The sequence below is a fragment of the Micromonospora sp. C97 genome (genome assembly GCF_018070385.1).
Lineage (GTDB): Bacteria > Actinomycetota > Actinomycetes > Mycobacteriales > Micromonosporaceae > Micromonospora > Micromonospora parva.
This window is the reverse complement of sequence record NZ_JAGPXU010000030.1, coordinates 45,914-70,776: the sequence shown is the minus strand read 5'-3', so window position 1 is coordinate 70,776 and position 24,863 is coordinate 45,914. Positions and strand designations below refer to the sequence as shown.

Annotated in this window: 24 protein-coding genes; 17 read left to right on the top strand and 7 right to left on the bottom strand. The window is 70.8% G+C overall.

The features are described from left to right. Positions 1-167: 167 nt before the first annotated feature. From gap to KBX26_RS27685, 5 genes are all read left to right on the top strand, one after another. Positions 168-1,172, top strand: a complete 1,005-nt coding sequence (gene gap / locus KBX26_RS27705; protein ID WP_030337349.1) for a type I glyceraldehyde-3-phosphate dehydrogenase — start codon at positions 168-170, stop codon at positions 1,170-1,172. Beyond that, entirely contained in the window at positions 1,169-2,368 is a 1,200-nt protein-coding gene (gene pgk / locus KBX26_RS27700; RefSeq protein ID WP_030337348.1) for a phosphoglycerate kinase, read from the top strand. Before gap ends, pgk begins: the two co-directional genes overlap by 4 nt. Further along, positions 2,369-3,160, top strand: coding sequence for a triose-phosphate isomerase (tpiA, locus tag KBX26_RS27695; RefSeq protein WP_030337346.1), 792 nt, complete (start codon positions 2,369-2,371; stop codon positions 3,158-3,160). Positions 3,161-3,256: 96 nt separating this feature from the next. Further along, positions 3,257-3,517 (top strand): preprotein translocase subunit SecG, encoded by a 261-nt coding sequence (gene secG / locus KBX26_RS27690; protein ID WP_030337344.1) that lies wholly within the window; start codon positions 3,257-3,259, stop codon positions 3,515-3,517. 140 nt (positions 3,518-3,657) lie between these two features. Then, a complete protein-coding gene (locus KBX26_RS27685) occupies positions 3,658-3,999 on the top strand; it encodes an RNA polymerase-binding protein RbpA (protein ID WP_030337342.1) in 342 nt (113 codons plus the stop codon). A gap of 10 nt (positions 4,000-4,009) precedes the next feature. Here the strand turns inward: KBX26_RS27685 and pgl are convergent, their stop codons facing one another. The 6 genes from pgl to tkt all read right to left on the bottom strand — a co-directional run bounded on the left by pgl (position 4,010) and on the right by tkt (position 12,680). Then, on the bottom strand, positions 4,010-4,780 hold the full coding sequence (gene pgl, locus KBX26_RS27680; RefSeq protein ID WP_030337340.1) for a 6-phosphogluconolactonase: 771 nt from the start codon (positions 4,778-4,780) through the stop codon (positions 4,010-4,012). Positions 4,781-4,924: 144 nt separating this feature from the next. After that, positions 4,925-5,941, bottom strand: a complete 1,017-nt coding sequence (locus KBX26_RS27675; RefSeq protein WP_030337338.1) for a glucose-6-phosphate dehydrogenase assembly protein OpcA — start codon at positions 5,939-5,941, stop codon at positions 4,925-4,927. After that, a complete protein-coding gene (gene zwf / locus KBX26_RS27670) occupies positions 5,938-7,452 on the bottom strand; it encodes a glucose-6-phosphate dehydrogenase (RefSeq protein ID WP_030337336.1) in 1,515 nt (504 codons plus the stop codon). Before zwf ends, KBX26_RS27675 begins: the two co-directional genes overlap by 4 nt. A 101-nt stretch (positions 7,453-7,553) precedes the next feature. Continuing rightward, the gene (locus KBX26_RS27665; protein ID WP_210866741.1) at positions 7,554-9,203 is read right to left on the bottom strand and encodes a glucose-6-phosphate isomerase; all 1,650 of its coding nucleotides are present in this window, start codon (positions 9,201-9,203) and stop codon (positions 7,554-7,556) included. A gap of 147 nt (positions 9,204-9,350) precedes the next feature. Beyond that, positions 9,351-10,526, bottom strand: coding sequence for a transaldolase (gene tal, locus KBX26_RS27660; protein WP_210866740.1), 1,176 nt, complete (start codon positions 10,524-10,526; stop codon positions 9,351-9,353). Between the two features lie 15 nt (positions 10,527-10,541). Further along, a complete protein-coding gene (gene tkt / locus KBX26_RS27655; protein ID WP_210866739.1) occupies positions 10,542-12,680 on the bottom strand; it encodes a transketolase in 2,139 nt (712 codons plus the stop codon). A gap of 266 nt (positions 12,681-12,946) precedes the next feature. Here tkt and KBX26_RS27650 point away from each other — a divergent pair, with 266 nt between their 5' ends. The 3 genes from KBX26_RS27650 to KBX26_RS27640 all read left to right on the top strand — a co-directional run bounded on the left by KBX26_RS27650 (position 12,947) and on the right by KBX26_RS27640 (position 15,459). Then, complete coding sequence (locus KBX26_RS27650; protein ID WP_030337330.1) at positions 12,947-13,900, top strand: heme o synthase; 954 nt, start codon at positions 12,947-12,949, stop codon at positions 13,898-13,900. Positions 13,901-14,190: 290 nt separating this feature from the next. Further along, positions 14,191-14,526: a hypothetical protein gene (locus KBX26_RS27645; protein ID WP_030337329.1), complete on the top strand. Its 336-nt coding sequence runs from the start codon at positions 14,191-14,193 to the stop codon at positions 14,524-14,526. 21 nt (positions 14,527-14,547) lie between these two features. Then, the gene (locus KBX26_RS27640) at positions 14,548-15,459 is read left to right on the top strand and encodes a RimK family alpha-L-glutamate ligase (protein WP_210866749.1); all 912 of its coding nucleotides are present in this window, start codon (positions 14,548-14,550) and stop codon (positions 15,457-15,459) included. Between the two features lie 203 nt (positions 15,460-15,662). On the opposite strand, the gene KBX26_RS27635 is transcribed toward KBX26_RS27640, so the two are convergent. Further along, positions 15,663-16,628, bottom strand: coding sequence for a heme A synthase (locus tag KBX26_RS27635; RefSeq protein WP_167337351.1), 966 nt, complete (start codon positions 16,626-16,628; stop codon positions 15,663-15,665). 98 nt (positions 16,629-16,726) lie between these two features. Between KBX26_RS27635 and KBX26_RS27630 the strand changes: the two genes are divergently transcribed. The 9 genes from KBX26_RS27630 to KBX26_RS27590 all read left to right on the top strand — a co-directional run bounded on the left by KBX26_RS27630 (position 16,727) and on the right by KBX26_RS27590 (position 24,681). Beyond that, positions 16,727-17,527, top strand: coding sequence for a helix-turn-helix transcriptional regulator (locus tag KBX26_RS27630; protein ID WP_374224336.1), 801 nt, complete (start codon positions 16,727-16,729; stop codon positions 17,525-17,527). Next, positions 17,524-18,954, top strand: a complete 1,431-nt coding sequence (gene sufB, locus KBX26_RS27625; RefSeq protein WP_030337321.1) for a Fe-S cluster assembly protein SufB — start codon at positions 17,524-17,526, stop codon at positions 18,952-18,954. Before KBX26_RS27630 ends, sufB begins: the two co-directional genes overlap by 4 nt. 57 nt (positions 18,955-19,011) lie before the next feature. Next, positions 19,012-20,157 (top strand): Fe-S cluster assembly protein SufD, encoded by a 1,146-nt coding sequence (sufD, locus tag KBX26_RS27620; RefSeq protein ID WP_210866738.1) that lies wholly within the window; start codon positions 19,012-19,014, stop codon positions 20,155-20,157. Continuing rightward, on the top strand, positions 20,157-20,483 hold the full coding sequence (locus KBX26_RS27615; protein ID WP_030337319.1) for a non-heme iron oxygenase ferredoxin subunit: 327 nt from the start codon (positions 20,157-20,159) through the stop codon (positions 20,481-20,483). Before sufD ends, KBX26_RS27615 begins: the two co-directional genes overlap by 1 nt. Beyond that, the gene (sufC, locus tag KBX26_RS27610; RefSeq protein WP_210866737.1) at positions 20,483-21,256 is read left to right on the top strand and encodes a Fe-S cluster assembly ATPase SufC; all 774 of its coding nucleotides are present in this window, start codon (positions 20,483-20,485) and stop codon (positions 21,254-21,256) included. The genes KBX26_RS27615 and sufC overlap by 1 nt, the downstream gene beginning before the upstream one ends. A gap of 20 nt (positions 21,257-21,276) precedes the next feature. Next, entirely contained in the window at positions 21,277-22,581 is a 1,305-nt protein-coding gene (locus KBX26_RS27605; RefSeq protein ID WP_210866736.1) for a cysteine desulfurase, read from the top strand. Further along, complete coding sequence (gene sufU / locus KBX26_RS27600; RefSeq protein ID WP_030337314.1) at positions 22,581-23,054, top strand: Fe-S cluster assembly sulfur transfer protein SufU; 474 nt, start codon at positions 22,581-22,583, stop codon at positions 23,052-23,054. The genes KBX26_RS27605 and sufU overlap by 1 nt, the downstream gene beginning before the upstream one ends. A 67-nt stretch (positions 23,055-23,121) precedes the next feature. Then, complete coding sequence (locus KBX26_RS27595) at positions 23,122-23,568, top strand: metal-sulfur cluster assembly factor (protein WP_030337313.1); 447 nt, start codon at positions 23,122-23,124, stop codon at positions 23,566-23,568. Between the two features lie 480 nt (positions 23,569-24,048). Further along, entirely contained in the window at positions 24,049-24,681 is a 633-nt protein-coding gene (locus KBX26_RS27590; RefSeq protein ID WP_030337312.1) for a LysE family transporter, read from the top strand. Positions 24,682-24,863: the final 182 nt, after the last annotated feature.

The following is a 24,863-nucleotide window of genomic DNA, read 5'->3' as shown; positions in this document are numbered from 1 at the left end:
CCGGCACTCCTCGTCGTGCCCCACCGCCTCGGGCGGTCAGGTCCTCAGACCGCGCGGCGGGGTGGCCGAGATGAACCGTCGACGGCCGGCTCCAACGGTCGGCGCACACCATTCCCGCCGGCCCGTTGTGTGAAGCCGGCGGACCAGAACGCGAGGAGATGGGACCTGTGACCATCCGGGTTGGCATCAACGGCTTTGGCCGAATCGGCCGTAACTTCTTCCGGGCAGTGCTGGCGTCTGACGCCGACATCGAGGTCGTGGCGGTCAACGACCTGACCGACAACGGCACGCTCGCCCACCTGCTCAAGTACGACAGCATCCTCGGTCGTCTGCCCTACGAGGTCAAGGCCACCGCCGACGAGATCACCGTCGGTGGCAGGACCATCAAGGCGTACGCCGAGAAGGACCCGTCGAAGCTGCCGTGGGGCGAGGTCGGCGCCGACGTCGTCATCGAGTCGACCGGCTTCTTCACCGACGCCACCAAGGCCAAGGCGCACGTCGACGGCGGGGCCAAGAAGGTCATCATCTCCGCACCGGCGAAGAACGAGGACGTCACCGTCGTCATGGGTGTCAACCACGACACCTACGACCCGGCGAAGCACACCATCATCTCCAACGCCTCGTGCACCACCAACTGCCTCGCCCCGATGGCGAAGGTCCTGCACGACACGTTCGGCATCCAGCACGGTCTGATGACGACGATCCACGCGTACACCCAGGACCAGAACCTCCAGGACGCGCCGCACTCGGACCTGCGTCGGGCCCGGGCCGCCGCGCTGAACATCGTGCCGACCTCCACCGGCGCCGCCAAGGCGATCGGCCTGGTTCTGCCGGACCTCAAGGGCAAGCTCGACGGGTACGCCCTGCGGGTGCCGATCCCGACCGGCTCCGTCACCGACCTCACCGTCAACGTGGGTCGCGAGACCACCGTCGACGAGGTCAACGCCGCCCTGAAGGCCGCCGCGGACGGCCCGCTCAAGGGCATCCTGGTCTACAACGAGGACCCGATCGTCTCCACCGACATCGTGACCGACCCGGCGTCGTGCATCTTCGACGCGCCGCTGACCAAGGTGGTCGGCAACCAGGTCAAGGTCGTCGGCTGGTACGACAACGAGTGGGGCTACTCCAACCGCCTGGTCGACCTCGTCAAGCTGGTCGGTAGCTCGCTGTGAGCATCCGGACCCTCGACGATCTGCTCGCCGAGGGGGTGTCGGGTCGGCGCGTGCTGGTGCGCGCCGACCTGAACGTCCCGCTCGACAAGCAGACCGGTGCCATCACCGATGACGGCCGGATCCGCGCGGTGCTGCCGACCCTCGGCGCGCTGGTCGAGGCCGGCGCGAAGGTGGTCGTCTGCTCGCACCTGGGCCGTCCGAAGGGCGCTCCGGACCCGCAGTTCAGCCTGGGCCCGGTCGCCGGGCGCCTCGGTGAGCTGCTCGGCGCGCCGGTGCACTTCGCCACCGACACCGTCGGCGACTCCGCCCGTTCCACAGTGGCCGGCCTGGCCGACGGTCAGGTCGCCCTCCTGGAGAACCTGCGCTTCAACGCCGGCGAGACCAGCAAGGACGAGGCCGAGCGGGGCGCCTTCGCCGACCAGCTCGCCGCGTTCGGCGACGCCTACGTGGACGACGCGTTCGGTGCCGTGCACCGCAAGCACGCCAGCGTCTTCGACGTGCCGGCCCGGCTGCCGCACGTCGCGGGCCGGCTGGTGCTGCGTGAGGTCGAGGTCCTCTCCAAGCTCACCGGTGAGCCCGAGCGGCCGTACGTGGTGGTGCTCGGTGGGTCGAAGGTGTCCGACAAGCTCGCCGTGATCGAGGCGCTGCTGCCCACCGTCGACCGGCTGCTCATCGGTGGCGGGATGTGCTTCACCTTCCTCAAGGCCCAGGGCCTGGAGGTGGGCACCTCGCTGCTGGAGAAGGACATGGTCGAGACCTGCCGTAACCTGCTGGAGCGGTCCGGCGGCAAGATCATGCTTCCGGTCGACGTGGTGGTCGCGGACGCGTTCGCCCCGGACGCGGCGCACGACACGGTGCGGGTCGACGGCATCCCGAGCCACCGGCTCGGCCTGGATGTCGGCCCGGAGACGGTGGCTGGCTTCAGCGCCGCGCTGTCCCAGGCGAAGACGATCTTCTGGAACGGCCCGATGGGCGTGTTCGAGATGCCAGCCTTCGCGGCGGGCACCCGGGGGGTCGCGGAGGCGATCACCAAGGCCGACGCGTTCAGCGTCGTCGGCGGCGGTGACTCGGCAGCCGCGGTCCGTGCGTTGCGGCTGGACGAGACTGATTTCAATCACATCTCCACCGGTGGTGGCGCCTCCCTGGAATACCTCGAGGGCAAGACCCTCCCCGGCATCGCGGCCCTGGAGAACTGAATGTCGAGCACCACCCGCCGGCCGTTGATGGCCGGCAACTGGAAGATGAACCTCAACCACCTCGAGGCCAACCTGCTGGTACAGAAGTTGGCGGCGAGCCTCACCGAGAAGCAGCTCACCGACGTCGAGACGGTCGTGCTGCCGCCCTTCACCGACCTGCGAACCGTGCAGACCGCGGTGGACGGCGACAAGCTGCTGATCGGCTACGGCGCGCAGGACCTCTCCCCGCACGCGTCCGGCGCGTACACCGGGGAGATCTCCGGACCGATGCTGGCCAAGCTCGGCTGCACGTACGTCGTGGTGGGGCACTCCGAGCGGCGGGCCTACCACCACGAGGACGACGCGTTGGTCAACGCCAAGGTCAAGGCGGCGCTGACGCACGGCCTGACGCCGATCCTCTGCGTGGGGGAGGGGCTGGACGTCCGCGAGCAGGGCACCCACGTGGCGCACTGCTCCGACCAGCTCGACGGGGGCCTCGCCGGGCTCACCCCCGAGCAGGTGCGGCAGGTAGTGGTCGCGTACGAGCCGGTCTGGGCGATCGGCACCGGCAAGACCGCGACCCCTGACGACGCTCAGGAGGTCTGCGGGGCGGTGCGTCAGCGGCTGGCGGCGCGCTTCGACCAGGAGACCGCCGACCAGGTTCGGGTCCTCTACGGCGGCTCGGTCAAGGCGTCCAACATCGCCTCGATCATGGGTCAGGCGGACGTGGACGGGGGCCTGGTGGGGGGCGCCAGCCTGGACGCCGAGGAATTCGCTCAGATCTGCCGGTTCCCGGAGCACCTCGCTCGCTGATCGCTCGGTATCCTTGACACCGCCCGTCCGCCGGTCGGTGCCGCCGTGCCCGATCAGACCGGGCGAGGATCGCTACGAGAGGAACTGACCCCAGCCATGCCGATCTGGTTCGCATACACGTTGATCGTGTTGCTGGTCATCACGAGCATTCTGCTCACCCTGCTGATCCTGCTGCACCGCGGCAAGGGCGGCGGTCTGTCGAGCATGTTCGGCGGTGGCGTCAGCTCCAGCCTCGCGGGCTCCTCGGTCGCGGAGAAGAACCTGGACCGCTACACCGTGCTGGTGAGCGTCGTCTGGTTCGCCGCGATCGTCGGGCTCGGGCTCTGGCTGCGCCTCCAGATGAACAGCGGCGCCTGAGCAGGCCCAGTAAGTCGTACAATCTGCGCGCGGTTCGTCACTCGACGGACCGCGCGCAGGCTTTTCCCCGCTGCACCGCGTCGCCCGCCGCTCCACCCCCGAAGACGGCGGGTCCCCTCCGACGACAGGAGCGAGCAGCCGTGCCGAGTGGCAACGTTATCCGGGGAGCCCGGGTCGGGTCCGCACCCATGCGCCCGGACGAGCGGCACCAACCCGCCCCCCGACAGGACGTCACCTACTGGTGCCGTAACGACCACCGGGTCGACATCCGGATCGCCGCGGACGTCGAGCCGCCGGCCCAGTGGGACTGCCCCCGCTGCGGCCTGCCCGCCGGCCCGGACGCCCAGAACCCGCCGGGCCGGGCCCGCGCCGAACCGTACAAGAGCCACCTGGCGTACGTGAAGGAGCGGCGCACCGCCGAGGAGGGCGAGGCCCTGCTGAACGAGGCGCTCGCCGCTCTGCGGCGCCGACGCGGCGAGTAGCGGGCCGCGCTCAGCGCAGGCTGCGCAGCCGGGCGGGCACGTCGGCGGCCGCCGCCCGGTCCAACAGCCAGCGGGTGCGGCCCACACCGCGCACGCCGGCCGCCGGCAACTGCACCGGGCCCGCGCCGGCCAACGCCATACCCACCGCGCGAGCCTTGTCGGCGCCGGCGGCCACCAGCCAGACCTCCTCGGCGGTGTTGATCGCCGGCAGGGTGAGGGTGGTCCGCGTCGGCGGCGGCTTCGGGCTGCCCCGCACCGCGCTGACCGGCCGCGTCTCGTAGCCGACCGGGTGCTCGGGGAAGACCGACGCCACGTGGCCGTCCTCGCCGACGCCCAGCATCAGCACGTCGAAGTGCGGCAGGGTGGCGTGCCCGGGCCGGGCGGCGCGGGCCAGCTCCTCCGCGTACCCGGCAGCCGCCGCCTCGGGGTCGTTGCCGGCCGGGCCGTCCGAGGCCGGCATCGCGTGCACCCGGGCCGGGTCCAGCGGCACCACGTCCAGCAGGGCGGCGCGAGCCTGGGTCTCGTTGCGGTCCGGATCACCGGCGGGCAGGAACCGTTCGTCGCCCCACCACACGTCGACCCGGGACCAGTCCACCGCGTCGCGGGCCGGCAGCGCCGCCACCGCCCGGTACACGGCGGCGGCGACCCGGCCGCCGGTGAGCACCACCGAGGCTTCGCCCCGGTCGGCCTGGGCGTCGAGCAGCTTCACCAGCAACCGGGCCGCCACGGCCTGCGCCAGCAGGTCGGCGTCGGCGTGGACGGCGACACTCGCCTCACTCATGGTTGCGCCTTCGTTTCCCGACCGCCCGGCGGTCGCTGTCGTGCCCGGGACGGTCCGCCCGAGGTGGTTGGGGCGAAAACCCCAGAGGTTGCGGGGCAGGGCCGGTGGGTACCGGCCCTGCCCGACGTCGTACCCCGGCTGGGCTCAGCCCTCGCCGCTGGTGCCGGCGTGCGCGGTGACCCCGGCCTCGGCGCGCTGCGCGGTGGCCGGATCCTTCCAGACGTGGACCCGCTGCGGCGGGCGCTGCTCCAGCCCGCGCAGGCCGGCCGTCGCGCCCAGCGCCTCCGCGTACACCTGGTCGGCGTCCAGCCGGCGCAGTTCCTCGGCCAGTTCGTCGCCGAGCGGGCGGCGGACCAGCGGCAGAGCCCGGTCCTCCTGACCCGTGCGCCGGAAGACGGCCATGCTGTCCTCGCGGGTCAGCGTCAGCTGGTCGCCGTTGGCGCAGCTGAGCTGCACCTCCCGCATGCGGGGGAACTCGTTGCTGTCCACCCGGTGCGGGGTGATGCCGAGCCGGCTGGACAGCCAACCGGCCATCAGCGCCGCCGTCGGGTCGCTGGGCGGCGCGACGATTCTCGCCTCGGTGACCTGGGCGCTGGTGGTGTCGAACGCCCCGGCGACCAGGGTGCGCCACGGGGTGATGCGGGTCCACGCCAGGTCGGTGTCGCCCGGTGCGTAGTCCCGGGCACGCTGCCGCAGCGCCTCCACCGGGTCGGCGGCCTGCGCGCAGTCGGTGATCCTCCGGTCGGCCACCACCCCGAGGAAGTCGGTGGCGATCTCCGCCGGCGGCTCGCCGTGCCACCAGGTGACCACCGGCACGTCGGGCACGAGCAGCGGCATCACGACCGACTCGGCGTGCAGCGACAAGCGGCCGTACATCCGGGTGACCACCGCCTCGCACGGGCCGAGCCGGCCACCGACCACGATCTCCGCGTCCAGTCGGTTGCGGTCCCGCTCGATCTCCGAGCGCACCACCACCAGGAGCCGGCACGGGTGGGCGGCGGCGGCGATCGTCGCCGCCGCCTCCGCCTCCCGGACCCGCTTCTCGTCCACGACCACGATGAGGGTGAGCGCCATGCCGCTGGCCACCCCGCCGGCGCTGCGCCGCTCGGCGGCGAGCGCCTTGACCACCTCGTTGCCGGTGGTGTCCCACAGCCCGATCATGCTCGTCTCCAGGCGCGGCCCTCGCGGGCCAGCATCTCGTCGGAGGCCCGTGGGCCCCACTCACCGGCCCGGTACGGCTCCGGGGTGGTGCCCGCCCAGGCGTGCTCCAGGGGGTCGATCACCTGCCAGCTCTGTTCGACCTCGGCCGCGTCCGGGAACAGGGTGCGGTCACCGATCAGCACGTCCAGCACCAGCCGCTCGTACGCCTCGGGGCTGGACTCGGTGAACGCCTCGCCGTACTGGAAGTCCATCGCGATGTCGCGGACCTCCATGGTGGTGCCCGGCACCTTCGAGCCGAACTTGAGCACCACGCCCTCGTCCGGCTGCACCCGGATGACCAGCTGGTTGTTGCCCAACGACTCCATGTCGGCGTCGTTGAACGGCAGGTGCGGCGCCTTCTTGAACATGATGGCGACCTCGGTGACCCGCCGGGGCAGCCGCTTGCCGGCCCGGATGTAGAACGGCACCTCCGCCCACCGGCGGTTCTGGATGCCCAGCCGCACCGCCACGTACGTCTCCGTGGTGGAGTCGGCGGGGACGTCCTGCTCGTCCCGGTAACCGACAGCGCGTTCGCCGCCCACCCAGCCGGGCAGGTACTGGCCGCGGACGGTGTCGCGGGTGACGTCCTTGGGCAGGGTGATGGCCTTGAGCACCTTCAGCTTCTCGGCCCGGATCTCGTCGGCGTCGAAGCTGGTCGGCTCCTCCATCGCCACCAGGGCGAGGAGTTGCAGGAGGTGGTTCTGCAGCACGTCACGGGCGGTGCCGACGGTGTCGTAGAAGCCGGCGCGGGTGCCGATGCCGACGTCCTCCGCCATGGTGATCTGCACCGAGTCGACGTACTTGGAGTTCCACAGCGGCTCGAACAGGTTGTTGGCGAACCGCAGGGCAAGGATGTTCTGAACCGTCTCCTTGCCCAGGTAGTGGTCGATCCGGAAGACGTCCTGGCGGGTGAACACGTCGTCGACGAGGTCGTTGAGCGCCTTCGCCGACGGCAGGTCGTTGCCGAAGGGCTTCTCCACCACGACCCGCCGCCAACCGCCGGACTTCTCGTTGTCGGCCATTCCGGTCCGTGCCAGCTGCTTGAGCACCACGGGGAACGCGGCCGGCGGGATGGAGAAGTAGAACGCCGCGTTGCCGGTGATGCCGTGGGTCTGACGCAGGTCGTCCAGCGTCGACGCGAGGTGGTCGAACGCGGCGTCGTCGTCGAACGACCCGCCGACGAACTTGATGTTGCCGGCCAGCCGCGCCCACACCTCGTCCCGCCACGGGGTGCGGGCGTGCTTCTTGGCCGCCTCGCACGCCAGGGTCTCGAAGTCGCCGTCACCCCAGTCGCGGCGCGCGAAACCGAGCACCACGAAGCCCGGCGGCAGCAACCCCCGGTTGGCCAGGTCGTAGACCGCGGGGAGCAGCTTCTTGCGGGCCAGGTCGCCGGTCACCCCGAAGATCACCAGAGCGCACGGCTCGGGGATCCGGGGCAACCGGCGGTCCTGCGGATCGCGCAGCGGGTTCACCGAGCCACCTTCGGTTCGCGACTCCGGGGCTCGCAACCCCGGCTCACTCCTCGCGCTCACGGAACCGCCTCCTCGCTCCGCTTCAGTCACGTCGTCCATCCTCACGCCCGCAGATCACCGGCCGCGTCCAGTAGTTGGGCGACACCGGCGGCCCGGTCGGTCAGGTGCAACCGCAGGACCGGCCGGTCCCGACCGGCGAGCGCCTGCCGGTCCCCGGCGGCCTGCGCCGCCTGCAGCTCGCCGAAGGTGTACGGCTTGCCCGGCACCGCCAGGTCCTCGGCCACCGCGCCGGTCACCTGGAGGTAGCTACCCACCTGCGGACCGCCCTTGTGGTACTGGCCGGTCGAGTGCAGGAACCGCGGCCCCCAGCCGAAGGTGACCGGCCGCCCGCTCGCCTGCGCCAGCAGCGGCCGCAGCTTGGCCGTGTCGGCGTCGGCGAACCGGTCGAGGTACGCCATCACCGCGAGGTAACCGTCGTCGCCCAACCCGTCGAGCAGCCAGCGCAGCACGCCGGCCAGGTCACCCGGGGCGCCCTGCGGGGCGTACACCTCGATCGCGCCCTCGGTGAACGACGGCGTCTCCGCCGGCAGGCCCGAGGCCAGGATCTTGTTGGTGTTCTCCTTGGACTCCGTGACGTTCGGCTGGTTGAACGGGTCGATCCCGAGCACCACACCGGCCACCGCGGTGGCGTACTCCCAGGCCAGGAACTGCGCGCCCAGCGGGCCGTTGACGGCCACGTCCGGGGTGGCGCCGCCGCCCGGCACGTCACCGGGGGCCAGCGCGCCCCCGTAGCTGACGGTCAGCACGTCCGGGCCGGTGGCACCGGGGCTCTGCGGGGACTCCACCACCACCGGGAGGATGCCCACCCCGGCCTTGCCGGTCGACTCGGCGATCAACTGCTCGGCCCAGTCGCCGAGCCCGTCGATGCCGGTGCCGTCGGAAACGAGGGCGACCTTGTCCCGGGCCACAGTGGCCGCGGCGCCCAGGGCCGCGCCCAGGGCCAACGCCGGGTTGTTCTGGTCCGCGCCGAGCGACGTGGCCAGCGCGTCGGCCTGGTCGAGCAGTTCCGCGACCTCCACGCCGGCCAGCGCCGACGGCACCAGACCGAACGCGGTGAGCGCCGAGTACCGGCCGCCGACGTTCGGGTCGGCGAGCACTGTGAACGCGCCCATCTCGGTCGCGGTGGCCTCCAGCGGCGAACCCGGGTCGGTGACGATGACGAAGTGCCGGCCGGCCTCCGCCTCGGTCATCCCGGCGTCCAGGAACGCCTGCCAGTAGGCGCGCCGGTGGCTGTCGGTCTCCACCGTCGACCCGGACTTGCTGGCCACCACCACGACGGTGCGCTCCAGCCGGTCACCGAGCGCCGCCCGGACCTGGCCCGGGTCGGTGGTGTCCAGCACCGTCAGCGGACGACCCAGCGTCTGGGTGATCACCTCGGGCGCGAGCGACGAACCGCCCATGCCCGCGAGCACCACGTGATCCAGGTCGGCCAGCTCGGCGGTCAGCTCGGCCAACTGCGCGAGCAGCTCGCGGCTGCGCCGGTGGGTGTCCACCCAGCCCAGGCGGATCTTCGCCTCGGCCTCGGCGTCCGGACCCCACAGGCTCGCGTCCTTGCCCGCCAGCTTGCCCGGGACGCCGGCCTTGACCAGCGCCTCCCGGGTTGAGGCGGGCGCGGCCTTGTCGACCGCGTCCGCGCCGTACACGGAGAGCCCGGCGGCTCCCTCCACCGCCCCAGCAGGCAGGTCGCTCATGCCGTCACTCCGCTTCGCTGCGTGCCGTCATGAGGCCTCATCGCACTGAGCTTGCTGATTCGCTCGCTGCGCTCGCTCATGCCGTCACTCCGCTTCGCTGCGTGCCGCCATGAGGCACCGTTGCACTGAGCTTGCTGATTCGCTCGCTCATGCGCCACCGGCCTTCTCGGCGGCCTTGGCGTTGCCCTTGGCCGCCTTGTTCGGCGAGCCCTTGCCGGTGCCCGCCGCCGCCAGCGACTTGCTGACACCGTCGAGCAGCTCCTGCCAGCTCGCCTCGAACTTCTCCACACCCTCGCGCTCCAGGGTGGCGATCACGTCGGACATGTCCACCCCGACCGACTCCAGGTCCGCGAAGACCTTCCGGGCCGCGTCGTAGGCGCCGGTCACGGTGTCGCCGCGCGTCTCGCCGTGATCGGCGTACGCGTGGATGACCGCCTCCGGCATCGTGTTGACCGTGCCGGGGGCGATCAGCTCCTCGACGTAGATCACGTCCCGGTAGTCTGGGTTCTTCGTCGAGGTGGACGCCCACAGCGGCCGCTGCGGGTGCGCGCCGGCCGCCTCGAGCGCCTTCCAGCGGCCCGAGGAGAACACCTCGGTGTAGCGCTCGTACGCCAGTTGGGCGTTGGCGACGGCGGCCTTGCCCTTGAGGCCCTTGGCCTGGTCGGAGCCGACCTTCTCCAGCCGCTTGTCGACCTCGGAGTCGACCCGGGAGACGAAGAACGACGCGACCGAGCCGATCTTCGACAGGTCGTGACCGTTGGCCTTGGCCTGCTCCAGACCGGCCAGGAACGCCTCCATGACCGCCGAGTAGCGGTCCAGACCGAAGATCAGCGTCACGTTGACGCTGATCCCCTCGGCGAGGGTGTCGGTGATCGCCGACAGGCCCTCCTCGGTGGCCGGGATCTTGATGAAGAGGTTGGGTCGGTCCACCAGCCACCACAGCGCCTTGGCCTCGGCGACGGTCTTGTCCGCGTCGTGCGCGCTGCGCGGGTCCACCTCGATCGAGACCCGGCCGTCGACACCGGCGCTGCCGTCGTACGACGGGCGCATGACGTCGCAGGCCCACCGTACGTCGTACGTGGTGAGCATCCGTACGGCCTCTTCCACGTCCACGCCACGGGTGGCGAGGTCGCGCAGCTGCCAGTTGTACTCGTCGGCGTCGCTCAGCGCCTTGGCGAAGATCGTCGGGTTGGTGGTGACGCCGGCCACGTGCTTCTCGCGGCGCAGCTGGTCCAGCCCGCCGGAGCTCAACCGCACCCGGGAAAGATCGTCGAGCCAGACCGCCACACCCGCGGCGGTGAGCTCATTCAGCTTGTCCGTCATGCCATCCACGCTCCCTCAGTTGCCGGTCGTGAAACCGGTGATGTCGCCCACCCGGGCCAGCGAGGCGTGTGCTGCCGCCACGATCCGGTCGGGGGTGAACCCGAACTGCTCGAAGAGCACGGTGTGCGGGGCGCTCGCTCCGTAGTGCTCCAGGCTCACGCTCTCGCCGAGGTCACCGACGACGCCGCGCCAGGACATCGCGATGCCCGCCTCCACGCTCACCCGTGCCTTTACCCCGCGCGGGAGCACCGACTCCCGGTACGCCTCGTCCTGCTCGTAGAACCATTCCTGGCAGGGCATCGAGACGACCCGGGTCGGGGTGCCGTCGGCCTCCAGCCGCTCCCGGGCGGTCAGGCAGAGCTGCACCTCGGAACCGGTGCCGATGATGATCACCTGAGGCTTGCCGTTGGACGCCTCGGCCAGCACGTAGCCACCGTTGGCCACGCCTTCCGCGCTGCCCAGGACGTCGCGGTCCAAGGTCGGCAGCGGCTGACGGCTCAGCGCCAGCGCGGTCGGCCGGTCGGTGTGCTCCAGCGCCTTCCGCCAGGCCCAGGCGGTCTCGTTGGCGTCCGCCGGACGGACCACGTCCAGGCCCGGGATGGCGCGCAGCGCGGTCAGGTGCTCCACCGGCTGGTGGGTCGGGCCGTCCTCGCCGAGGCCGATCGAGTCGTGCGTCCAGACGTAGGTCACCGGCAGCTTCATCAGCGCGGCCAGCCGCACCGACGGGCGCATGTAGTCGCTGAAGACCAGGAACGTGCCGCCGTACGGGCGGGTGCCGCCGTGCAGGGCGATGCCGTTGAGGATCGCGCCCATGGCGTGCTCACGGATGCCGAAGTGCAGCGTGCGGCCGTACTCGTGGCCCGGGAAGTCCTTGGTGGCGTGGGCGGCCGGGATGAACGACGGCTCGCCCTTCATCGTGGTGTTGTTGCTCTCGGCCAGGTCGGCCGAGCCACCCCACAGCTCCGGGAGCACCGGCGCGAGCGCCTCCAGCACCTTGCCGGACGCGGCCCGGGTGGCCACCCCCTTGGCGTCCGCGGGGAAGACCGGCAACGCGTCGGTCCAGCCGTCGGGGAGTACGCGGCCCGCCAACCGCTCGTAGAGCGCGGTGCGCTCCGGGTTGGCCTTCTTCCACGCGTCGAACGCGGTGGTCCACTCCTGCTGGGCGTCGGAGCCGCGTCCCATCACCGTGCGGGCGTGGCTGAGCACCTCCTCGTCGACCTGGAACGTCTGCTCCGGGTCGAAGTCGAGGATCCGCTTGGTGGCCTTCACCTCGTCGGCGCCCAGCGCCGAGCCGTGGATCTTGCCGGTGTTCTGCTTGTTGGGGGCGGGCCAGCCGATGATGGTGCGCAGCGCGATGAAGGAGGGGCGGGCGGTCTCCGCCTTGGCGGCCAGCAGCGCCGCGTAGAGCGCCTCGGCGTCCTCGTGGTAGTCGCCCTGGTCGGCGTCGCCGCTGCGCCAGTCGACGGTCTGCACGTGCCAGCCGTACGCCTCGTAGCGGGCGGCCACGTCCTCGCTCTTGGCGATCCGGGTGTCGTCCTCGATGGAGATCTCGTTGTCGTCGTAGATCACCGTGAGGTTGCCCAGCTGCTGGTGCCCGGCGAGCGCGCTGGCCTCGTGGCTGATGCCCTCTTCGATGTCACCGTCGGAGACGATGCACCAGATGTCGTGGTCGAAGACGGACGCGCCGAGCTCGGCCTCGGGGTCGAACAGGCCGCGCTCGCGGCGGGCCGCCATGGCCATGCCGACCGCGTTGCCCAGACCCTGCCCGAGCGGGCCGGTGGTGGTCTCGACGCCCGGCGTGTGCCCGTGCTCGGGGTGCCCCGGCGTCTGCGAGCCCCACTGCCGCAGCGACTTCAGGTCGTCCAGGCTCAGCGGGTAACCGGAGAGGAACAGCTGGATGTAGAGCGTCAGGCTGGAGTGCCCGGCGGAGAGGACGAACCGGTCGCGGCCGGGCCAGTTCGGGTCGGCCGGGTTGTGCCGCATGACCCGGTTGAAGAGGAGGTACGCCGCGGGCGCGAGGCTCATCGCGGTGCCCGGGTGACCGTTGCCGGATTTCTCTACGGCGTCCATGGCCAGCACGCGGACGGTATCGACGGCCCGGCGATCGAGGTCGGACCAGTTCAGTGCGGAGTGCTCGGGTCGTTTAACAGCCACGATGGTTGTGCTCCTCGGCAGATGGGCGGAACCCTCACCGATGACCTTATCGAGCGTCCCTAAACGTGCGCCCGGGGATCTGCGCATGGTGTGCGCTACGTGACCATCCGGATGCTCGGTTCAACCCGGTGGTGTGACGACCCGCACCGTTGTCGGGTCGGCCGGGCAGCCAAAACGACGACGCGTAGTGTGTGGGTCGGTATGCGGACCCTCCCGGTCCCGACCGATCCGATCTCCCCGTGCCCGATGCCGGAAGGTGGCAATCCGTGAGCATGATCACCGAGCGCCCCGCGAGCAACCCGGCCGGGCAGCATCCGGCGCGGGCGGCCGAGGGCACGGTGGCCCGGCGGGACGTACGCGCGGTCATCTCGGCGTACGTGACGCTCACCAAGCCTCGGATCGTCGAGTTGCTGCTGGTCACCACCATCCCGGCGATGATGCTCGCCGAGGGCGGGCTGCCGTCGCTGTGGCTGATGGCCGTCGTCCTGATCGGCGGCTCGCTCGCCGCCGGCGCGGCCAGCGTGCTCAACTGCTACATCGACCGGGACATCGACCAGTTGATGCGGCGTACCAAGCGTCGGCCGCTGCCGGCGCACACCGTCTCGCCGCGCAGCGCGTTGATCTTCGGTCTGGTGTTGGCGGCGGTGTCGGTCGCCCTGATGGCGGCGTTCACCAATCTGCTGGCCGCCGCGCTGACCCTCGCCGCGATCGCCTACTACGACCTCGTCTACACCCTGTGGCTCAAGCGCTCCACCCCGGCGAACACCTTCTGGGGCGGCGCCTGCGGGGCGGCCCCGGTGCTGATCGGGTGGGCGGCGGTGACGGGCTCGTTGGCGCCGGCCGCGTGGGGGCTGTTCGCTGTGGTCTTCTTCTGGCAGATGCCGCACTTCTACCCGCTCGCCATGAAGTACAAGGACGACTACGCCCGGGCCGGCATCCCGATGCTGCCGGTGGTGGCCTCGGTCCGCCGGGTGAACGCCGAGATCCTGATCTTCGCGTGGCTCACCGTGCTCACCTCCCTGGCCGTCTGGCCGCTGGGGCTCAGCGCGATCTACGGGGTGCCGACCCTGGTGGTGGGTGCCATCTTCGTGGTCGAGGCGCACAAGCTCTGCCGGCGTGCGACGCGCGGCGAGGCGGTCAAGCCGATGCGGCTGTTCCACTGGTCGACGACGTACCTGACGATCGTCTTCGTGGCCGTCGCGCTCGACGCGCTGATCTGACCCGTCCCCACCCCGCCCGGTCGGCGCTTGACGGCGATGATCCACTGACTAATCATGAACGTGGATGAGTTGTCCGCTTTTAACGTCACATCAGAGTAACTTTCAGCATGAGCCAGGTCGGCTCAACTCAGGATGGTTCGGGGGCGTTTTGCCCACGTGGTTTGAGCGCAAAAGTCCTGATATAAACGGACAGCAAACCTGTGGTCGTCCTTAAACCTGTAGGTAATTGGCATCACAAAAGGTTCATGGTTCTCGCGCGACCGGGTGCAACTCTGCTTAGGCTTCGCGTCATGGCAGATGGTTCCGATACGACGCTGACGGCCGAGCAGACCACCGGCGAGCAGGCGCCCCACGGCCTGGTCGCGGGCCTCAAGGCGTTCGCCGCCGGGCACGGCGGCGCGAAGGCGGTCATCGAGTACGTCGGCAAGCGTGGCGCGCGGATCGTCCTGGTGGGTTCCGACGGTGAGTGGGGCGACCAGTTCGCCGACGACACCGTCACCGCCCGGGAGGCGTGCGCCAAGGCGGGAGTCACCGTCGAGAACGCCTGGGAGCGTGAGCTGATGGACCAGATGCGTCCGAGCAACGACCTCTGGCGGTCGATGGCCCGCCGCACGATGTCCCGCTGAATAGACAGTTGAATTGACCACATATCACCAGTCGGCCCGGGGGGACCCCGGGTCGCTCTCGTCACCTGCTCCGAGCTGGCCGACCTCGACCCGGACGACCGGTTGGTCCTCGCCCCGCTCGCCGCCCGCGGCGTCGCCGCCCAATCCGTGGTCTGGGACGACCCCGACGTCGACTGGTCGTCCTACGACCTGGTCGTGCTCCGCTCACCCTGGGACTACGCGTTGCGCCGCGACGAGTTCGTGTCCTGGGCGGCGGGCGTCCCGGCGCTGGTCAACCCGGCCGACGTGGTCCGCTGGAACACCGACAAGCGCTACCTCGGTGAGCTGAGCGCCGCCGGGGTGCCGACAGTGCCGACGACCTGGATCGAGCCGGGGGAGAGCTGGCAAGCACCCGCCGAGACCGGCGAGTACGTGCTCAAGCCCGCCGTCAGCGCCGGCAGCCAGGACACCGGCCGCTACGACCTGGCCGACCCGGAACACCGGGAGTTGGCCGCCGCGCATGTTCGCCGGCTCTCCGACGCCGGCCGGGTGACCATGGTCCAGCCGTACCTGCGTGCCGTCGACACCGAGGGCGAGACGGCGCTGCTCTTCCTGGCCGGTCCGGAGGGGCTCGCGTTCAGCCACGCGATCCGCAAGGGTCCGATGCTGACCGGGCCGGATCTCGGCCCGGACGGGCTCTACAAGGCCGAAGAGATCACCGCGCGCACCGCCCGAGCCGACCAGCTGGCCGTGGCCGAGCAGACCCTCGCGGCGGTGCCCGGCGGCACTCGACAGCTGCTCTACGCGCGGGTCGACCTGATCCCCGGCCCGGACGGCAAGCCGGTCCTGGTCGAGCTGGAGCTGACCGAACCGTCGCTCTTCATCGGGTACGCCGACGGCGCCCCCGACCGGCTCGCCGACGCGATCACCACCCACCTGACCCGCCCCGGCTGACGGGGCGCCGGCCGGAAGATCGTGCTCGTTCATTGTTGTAGTGGTGTCCGCGCCTCGTGAGGCCACTACTTCCTGGTTCGAGCACGATCTTCGGCGCGGGGCGCGGGGCGCGGGGCGCGGGGCGCGGGGCGCGGGGCGCGGGGCGCGGGGCGCGGCGGTTACCGGCCCGTCGGGCGGTTGCGTGCCGGGGCGCGCGGGGGTTGTCAGGCGGGGGTCGGGACCGGGGTGGCCTCCTCGGCCGGGGTGGCCCGGGGCGCCGGGGTGACCGGCCGGCGTTCCCGGGTGGACCACTGCACCGCCAGGGTGGCCAGCAGCACCAGGCACGAGCCGAGCATGTGTGCCCCGACCAGGAGCGCCGGCACGTGGGTGAAGTACTGCACGAAACCGATCAGGCCCTGACTCAGCTCCACAACCAGCAGGATGACCGCGGCGCGGGTGGCCCGCTGCGCACCGACGGCGCGGAACGCGAAGATGAGCGCCACCGTGAGGCCGATGAGCAGGAAGACCGCGTCGGCGTGCACCTGGGAGATCGACTCCGGGTCCAGGCCGTTGCGGGCGGCGCCGTGGTCGCCGGCGTGCGGGCCGCTGCCGGTCACCCAGGTGCCGATGACCAGCACCGCGACGCTGACGCCGGTGGTGATCCGAGCGAGGGTGCGCAGCGGGGCGGGCACGACCGCCACGACCGGGCCGTCGGGGTCGACGATGCGCCGCCAGAGCGCGTACGCGGCGGCGATCACCGCCATCGAGGCGAGGAAGTGCAGCCCGACCACCCACGGGTTGAGATTGGTCAGCACGGTGATGCCACCGATCACCGCCTGCGCGGGAATGCCGAGGAAGACGGCGACGGCCAGCGCGAGGAGCCCGGGCCGGCGCGGCCGGTGGACCAGCACCGCCAGCACGGTGGCCAGCGCGATGAGGCCCACCGCGAAGGTCAGCAGCCGGTTGCCGAACTCGATCACCCCGTAGATGCCCATCTCGGGGGTGGTGACGTACGAATCGTCGGTGCACCGCGGCCAGGTGGGGCAGCCGAGGCCCGAGGCGGTCAACCGGACGGCCCCGCCGGTGACGACGATGCCCACGTTCGCGATGATCGAGGCGAGCGCGAGGCGGCGCAGCAGGATGCCGGAGACCGGACGGACGATTCGGTTCACGGCGCAAATCCTACGCACCGTAGTGATCGAGGTCCGTCCGACTCCGGCAGCTCGGTGGTTGGGATCACCGGGGCCCGGGTTTGCGGCCCTCCGGGTAATTACGTAACGTTGGCGTTGTGAAAAACGCGGCGGCGCTCTCCGGGCACCAACCGACGGCCGTAGCGGCCGTCGGTGCGCCGGTGTCCGCGCCCGCCGTGGGCACGTCGGCCGGCCTCGCCGGTCCGGCGGTGGCCGAGATCTCCACCCGGGATCGGGTCACCCGACTGCTGCTGGAACAGGGTGCCGCCACCGCCGCGCAGCTTGGCGCGGCGCTCGGGCTCAGTCCGGCGGCGATCCGCCGGCACCTGGACGCGATGCTCCTGGACGGTGACGTCTACGCCCGCGAGCAGACCGTGCAGGGCAGCCGTGGTCGGGGGCGCCCGGCCAAGGTGTTCCTGCTGACCGAGGCCGCCCGGGTCCGCTGTGGCACACACCACTACGACAACATGGCCACCGCCGCGCTGCGGTGGATCGCCCGCAGCGGCGGCTCGGACGCGGTCGAGGCGTTCGCCACCGAGCAGGTCTCCGCCCTCGAGTCCCGTTGTCGGACGGCCATGGAGGACGCCGGCGATGACCCTCTCGCCCGAGCCGAGGCACTCGCCGCAGCGCTCACCGCCGAGGGTTACGCTGCCAACGCGACCACGATCGCCTCCGGCGGCCAGCTCTGTCAGAACCACTGCCCGGTGGCGCACGTGGCCGCCGAGTTTCCTCAGCTGTGCGAGGCCGAGACCGCGGTCATCTCCCGTCTGGTCGGCACCCACGTGCAGCGTCTGGCCACCATCGCGCACGGCGACGGGGTGTGCACCACGCACATCCCGGCTCAGCCGGGCCGCGCTCAATCCGGTAATCCCGTCACCACTGTGAGGACAGATAGATGACCGAGCAGATCGTCCAGCCCCTGACCCAGGAAGAGCAGCTCGCCGCCCTGGGCCGGTACGAGTACGGCTGGTCCGACCCGGACGCCGCCGGCGCGGTCGCCCAGCGCGGCATCAACGAGGCGGTGGTGCGGGACATCTCGGCGAAGAAGAACGAGCCGGAGTGGATGCTCGACCTGCGGCTGAAGGGCCTGCGGCTGTTCGGCCGCAAGCCGATGCCGGCGTGGGGCGCGGACCTCACTGGGATCGACTTCGACAACATCAAGTACTTCGTGCGGTCCACCGAGAAGCAGGCCACCAGCTGGGAGGACCTGCCCGAGGACATCAAGAACACCTACGACCGGCTGGGCATCCCGGAGGCGGAGAAGCAGCGCCTGGTCGCCGGTGTCGCGGCGCAGTACGAGTCCGAGGTCGTCTACCACAAGATCCGTGAGGACCTTGAGGAGCAGGGCGTCCTCTTCCTGGACACCGACACGGCGCTGCGCGAGCACGAGGACGTCTTCAAGGAGTATTTCGGCACGGTGATCCCGGTCGGCGACAACAAGTTCGCCGCGCTGAACACCTCCGTGTGGTCCGGTGGCTCGTTCATCTACGTGCCGAAGGGCGTGCACGTGGAGATCCCGCTGCAGGCCTACTTCCGGATCAACACGGAGAACATGGGCCAGTTCGAGCGGACGCTGATCATCGTCGACGAGGGTGCGTACGTCCACTACGTCGAGGGCTGCACCGCGCCGCTGTACTCCTCCGACTCGCTGCACAGCGCGGTCGTGGAGATCATCGTCAAGAAGAACGCGCGCTGCCGCTACACGACCATCCAGAACTGGTCGAACAACGTCTACAACCTGGTCACCAAGCGCGCCGTCTGCCACGAGGGCGCGACCATGGAGTGGGTCGACGGCAACATCGGCTCCAAGGTGACCATGAAGTACCCGGCGGTCTACATGACCGGTGAGCACGCCAAGGGCGAGGTGCTCTCGGTGGCGATGGCCGGCGAGGGTCAGCACCAGGACGCCGGCGCCAAGATGGTGCACGCGGCCCCCCACACGAGCAGCACCATCGTGTCGAAGTCGATCGCCCGTGGCGGCGGCCGCACCTCGTACCGCGGTCTGGTGCAGGTGCTGGAGGGTTCGCACCACAGCCGGAGCACCGTCAAGTGCGACGCGTTGCTGGTCGACACCATCTCCCGTTCGGACACCTACCCGTACGTCGACATCCGCGAGGACGACGTGTCGATGGGGCACGAGGCGACCGTCTCCAAGATCAGCGACGACCAGCTCTTCTACCTGATGAGCCGGGGCCTGAGCGAGGACGAGGCGATGGCCATGATCGTGCGCGGCTTCATCGAGCCGATCGCCAAGGAGCTTCCGATGGAGTACGCCCTGGAGCTCAACCGCCTGATCGAGCTTCAGATGGAGGGCGCGGTCGGCTGACGCCGCCCGCCCTACCGAGCACCTGACACCGTCGTCGTTGAACAGACCAAGGAAGAAATGACTACCCAGGCTTCCGCGCCGCCGCCCAGCACCAAGTCGCAGGCGCTGCGCTCGTACGACGTCGCCGACTTCCCGGCCCTCACCGGCCTGGAGGAGGAGTGGCGCTTCACCCCACTCAAGCGCCTCCGCGGCCTGACCACTGAGGCGCCGGCCGTGGCCGGCGCGGTCCGACACGAGTACGGCGACCTGCCCGAGGGCGTCGCCATCACCCGGGTCGGCCGTGACGACGACCGGGTCGGCAGTGTGCTGACCCCGGTCGACCGGGTCAGCGCGCTGGCCTACGGTGCCGCCGCCGACGCCCTGCTGCTGCGGGTGGCCCCCGACGTGGTGCTTGGCGAGGCGGTGCGGCTGCGGGTGGTCGGCGAGGGTGTCGAGCAGCCGGTCTTCGGTCACACGTTCGTCGAGGTGGGCCGGTTCGCCGAGGCGACGGTGGTGGTGGAGCACGTCGGGTCGGCCACCCTGGCCGACAACGTCGAGGTCGCCGTGGCCGACGGGGCGAAGCTGACCCTGGTCACTGTTGCCGACTGGGCCGACGACGCGGTCCAGGCTCAGCACCTGAAGATCAAGCTGGGTCGGGACGCCAAGGTCATCCACATCCAGGTCACCCTCGGCGGCGACCTGGTCCGGCAGTTCACCAGCGTGGAGTACACCGGGCGGGGCGGCGAGGCCGAGCTGTACGGGGTGTACTTCGCCGATGCCGGCCAGCACCTGGAGCATCGGCAGCTGGTCGACCACAACGTGCCGGACTGCCGCAGCTACGTCGGCTACCGGGGCGCCCTGCAGGGCGAGAGCGCGCACACCGTCTGGGTGGGCGACGTGCTCATCCAGGCCGAGGCGACCGGCACCGACACGTACGAGATCAACCGGAACCTGCTGCTCACCGACGGCGCGCGGGCGGACTCCGTACCCAATCTGGAGATCGAGACCGGCGAGATCGCCGGCGCCGGTCACGCCAGCGCGACCGGCCGCTTCGACGACGAGCAGCTGTTCTACCTGATGGCCCGGGGGATTCCGGAGAGTGAGGCCCGCCGGCTGGTGGTCCGTGGCTTCTTCGCCGAGCTGATCAACAAGATTCCGGTGGAGTCGCTGCGCGAGCAGCTCGGCGACGCGATCGAGGCCCGGCTCACCAAGGCCGGCGCCTGATGATCCGGATCTGCTCGACCGAGGACGTGCCGAAGGGCACCGCGATCAGCGCGGACGTCGACGGCACGCCCATCGCGCTGGTGCACGGCGAGGACGGCGAGTTCTACGCCGCGTACGACGAGTGCTCCCACGCCGCGGTCGCCCTCTCCGAGGGCGAGGTCGACGGCTGCACGCTGGAGTGCTGGCTGCACGGCTCCCGTTTCGACCTGCGCACCGGCGAGCCGACCGGCCTGCCCGCCACCGAACCCGTCCCCGTCTATCCCGTCGACGTTCGCGACGGAGACATCTACCTCAGCCTGACGCCGAGTAATGGAGTGACCCGATAATGAGCACCCTGGAGATCCGCGACCTGAAGGTGTCGGTCAAGCTGCCCGAGGGTGAGCTCAAGCCGATCCTGGCCGGCGTCGACCTGACCGTGAAGTCGGGCGAGACCCACGCCATCATGGGCCCGAACGGCTCCGGTAAGTCCACCCTGGCGTACTCGATCGCCGGTCACCCCAAGTACGAGATCACCGGCGGCACGGTGACCCTCGACGGCGAGGACGTGCTCGCCATGACCGTCGACGAGCGGGCCCGCGCCGGCCTCTTCCTGGCCATGCAGTACCCGGTCGAGGTGCCCGGCGTCTCGGTGGCCAACTTCCTGCGCACCGCGAAGACCGCCATCGACGGCGAGGCACCGAAGCTGCGCACCTGGGGTGGCGAGCTGCGCGGCGCGATGGAGCGCCTCCAGATGGACCCGGCGTTCGCCCAGCGCAACGTCAACGAGGGCTTCTCCGGTGGTGAGAAGAAGCGCCACGAGATCGTCCAGCTGGAGCTGCTCAAGCCGAAGATCGCCATCCTCGACGAGACCGACTCGGGCCTCGACGTGGACGCGCTGCGCGTGGTCAGCGGGGGCGTCAACCGGGTCCGCGACACCGGTGACACCGGCATGCTGCTGATCACCCACTACACGCGGATCCTGCGCTACATCAAGCCGGACTTCGTGCACGTGTTCATCGCCGGCCGGATCGTCGAGCAGGGCGGCCCGGAGCTGGCCGACAAGCTCGAGGCCGAGGGCTACGAGCGGTACGCCGCCGGGGCCGGCACGGCCAAGGCCTGAGTGGGAGAGGCGCTGCCGAGATGACCAGCATCGCGATCCCTTCGGGGATGCCGCAGTACGACGACGCGCCGCGTTTCGACGTGGCCCGGGTGCGCGCCGACTTCCCGATCCTGGACCGGGAGATCAACGGGCATCCGCTGGTCTATCTCGACAGCGCCAACACCTCGCACAAACCCCGGCAGGTGCTCGACGTGCTCGGGGAGCACTACGCGCTGCACAACGCCAACGTGTCGCGCTCGGTGCACACCCTGGGCACCGAGGCCACCGAGGCGTACGAGGGGGCACGGGCGAAGATCGCCGCGTTCATCAACGCGCCGAGCGCCGACGAGGTGGTGTTCACGAAGAACTCCACCGAGGCGATCAACATCGTGGCGTACGCCTTCTCGAACGCCTCGCTGCGTCCGGACGGCGACCCCCGGTTCCGGCTCGGTCCGGGCGACGAGGTGGTGATCTCCGAAATGGAGCACCACTCGAACATCGTCCCGTGGCAGCTGCTCTGCGAGCGGACCGGCGCGACCCTGCGCTGGTTCCCGGTCACCGACCAGGGGCGGCTGGACGAGTCGGGCCTGGAGGACCTGGTCACCGAGCGGACGAAGATCGTCTCGCTGGTGCACATGTCCAACATCCTCGGCACCGTCAACGCCACCTCCCGGATCACCGCGCGGGTCCGTGAGGTGGGTGCGCTGCTGCTGCTGGACTGCTCGCAGTCGGTGCCGCACCTGCCCATCGACGTGGTCGACCTGGACGCCGACTACATCGTCTTCACCGGGCACAAGATGTGCGGTCCGACCGGCATCGGCGTGCTCTGGGGGCGCGGTGAGCTGCTGGCGGCCATGCCGCCGGTCTTCGGCGGCGGTTCGATGATCGAGACGGTCACCATGGCCCGCTCGACGTTCGCGGCGCCACCGGCCCGGTTCGAGGCGGGCACCCCGCCGATCGCCGAGGCGGTCGCCCTCGGCGCGGCGGTCGACTACCTGACCGGCATCGGGATGTCGGCCATCCAGTGGCACGAGAAGGAGCTGACGGCGTACGCGCTGGACGCGCTCGGCTCGGTGCCGGACCTGCGGATCTTCGGCCCGACCGTGCCGGTGGGCCGGGGCGGCACCATCTCGTTCGCGCTCGGTGACGTGCACCCGCACGACGTGGGTCAGGTGCTCGACTCGCTCGGCGTGCAGGTGCGGGTGGGCCACCACTGTGCCAAGCCGGTGTGCAGCCGGTTCGGCGTCCCGGCGATGACCCGGGCCTCGTTCTACCTCTACACCACCACCGAGGAGATCGACGCTCTGGTGGCCGGTCTGGAGCAGGTGCGGAAGGTGTTCGACTGATGCAGCTCGACCAGCTCTACCAGGAGATCATCCTGGACCACTACAAGCACCCGCACGGGCGTGGCCTGCGCGACGCCGACGACCCGGGCGACCGGGTCGCGGAAGCACACCACGTCAACCCCACCTGCGGCGACGAGGTCACCATCCGGGTGGCCACCGACGGCACCGTGCTGCACGACATCTCGTACGACGGGATGGGCTGCTCGATCAGCCAGGCGTCGGCGAGCGTGCTGCACGAGTTGCTGCGCGGTCGGGGCACCGGGGAAGCTTTCGAGGTGCACGAGGCGTTCGTGGAGTTGATGTCCGGACGTGGCCAGGTCACGCCGGACGAGGACGTGCTCGGTGACGGGGTGGCCTTCGCGGGCGTGGCCCGCTACCCGGCCCGGGTCAAGTGCGCGCTACTGCCGTGGATGGCCTTCAAGGACGCTGCGGCCCGCGCCGGTGTGGGCGTGAGCCCGGAGGTGAAGGCGTGACCGTGCGTCAGCGAGCGAATGACACAGTGGTGCCTGGTGGCATCACGAAGCGATGCGGAGGGACGGCATGAGCGAGAACACCGCTACCGAGGCGACGCCGGAGGCCGGTGACACCAGCGTGGTGCCGCAGACCGACGCCGCGACGACCGATGGCGGCGCTGACGCCGCTGCCGCTGCGGGCGGCGTCAGCAAGGCCATGCTCGCCGACATCGAGGAGGCGATGAAGGACGTCGTCGACCCGGAGCTCGGCATCAACGTGGTCGACCTGGGCCTGGTGTACGGCGTACACGTCGACGACGAGAACGTCGCCACCCTGGACATGACGCTCACCTCGGCGGCCTGCCCGCTGACCGACGTCATCGAGGACCAGACCCGGCAGGCGTTGACCACCGGCCCCGGCGGCGGCCTGGTCAACGACATCCGGATCAACTGGGTGTGGCTCCCGCCGTGGGGCCCGGACAAGATCACTGACGAGGGTCGGGACCAGCTCCGCTCCCTCGGCTTCAACGTCTGATCCGAACCACTTCGTCGAGCGCGGCACCCGTCCGGGTGCCGCGCTCGACGTGTTGAACGCCGACGTGAACAAGCACGGGTCGTTCCGGTCTGATCCTGACGGTCAACCGTCAACAGCTCAAGATCGCGCTCGATCATTGACTCAAGATCGCGCTCGATCATTGATGTAGTGGCCTCGGTGCGTCGCCGAGGCCACTACATCCTGGTTCGAGCACGACTTTGGCGGGGCGAGCCGGGCCGAGCCGGGGCGAGCCGGGGCGAGCCGGGGCCGGGGCGAGGGCGCGGCGAGCCGGGGTGGGGCGAGCCGGGGCGGGCGAGCCGGGGCGGGGCGCGGGGGAATTAGGTGGCGGGGGCGCGGGTTCGGCGCGCAGGATGCGCTTGTGATTGAGGCGTACCCGATGCAGGTCCCTGTCCGTGCGGCCACTGCCGTGCGTCGACAGCGGCCGGTTCCCGGACGAGCCTCGACCTGCCACCGACGTCCGTGACCGGGGCGTTCCTCGCCGGCCTGGTCGCCGGTTACGGCGTCGCCATCCCGGTCGGCGCGATCGCGATCCTCATCCTGGGGCTCAGTGCCCGTACCTCGTTTCGGGTCGGTGCGGCCGCGGCGCTCGCCGTGGCGACGGCCGACGGGCTCTACGCGGCCGTCGCCGTGCTCGGCGGTGCCGGGCTGGCCGATGTCATCGCGCCGGTCGCCGGGCCGCTGCGGGTGGTCGCCGCCGTGGTCCTGTTGGGGCTTGCCGGGCACGGCCTCTGGCGGACCTGGTCCGCGCACCATTCGCAGCGGCCACCGGCGGAACGCGCCGGTCGGGGCATGAGCACTCCGGGGCGGGCCTACGCGGCGCTGCTCGGCTTGACCCTGCTGAACCCGATGACGGTGCTCTACTTCGCCGCGCTGGTGCTCGGTCGCAGGGACACGGCCGAATCGGGCGTGGTCCCCATGGCGCTCTTCGTGGCCGGGGTGTTCCTGGCGTCGGCGAGCTGGCAACTGGTCATCGCCGGCGGCGGCACGGTGGTCGGCCGGGCGTTGACCGGGCCGCGTGGCCGGCTGGTCACCGGCCTGGTCTCCAGCGCGCTCATCGCCGCGTTGGCGGTGGCCGCGCTACTGCCCAGCTGAACGGTCGCCGCGCCGTGCACGCGCCACGCTGGTCCGTGCCGGGCCGTGCTGCGTCTTGCCGGGCTGGGCCGTGGCGGGCCGTGCCGTGCCGCGCTGCGCCGCGCCGTGCCGTGCCGTGCCGGGCTGGTCCGTGCCGTGCCGTGCCGTGCCGCGCTGTGCCGGGCTGTGCCGTGCCGCGCTGT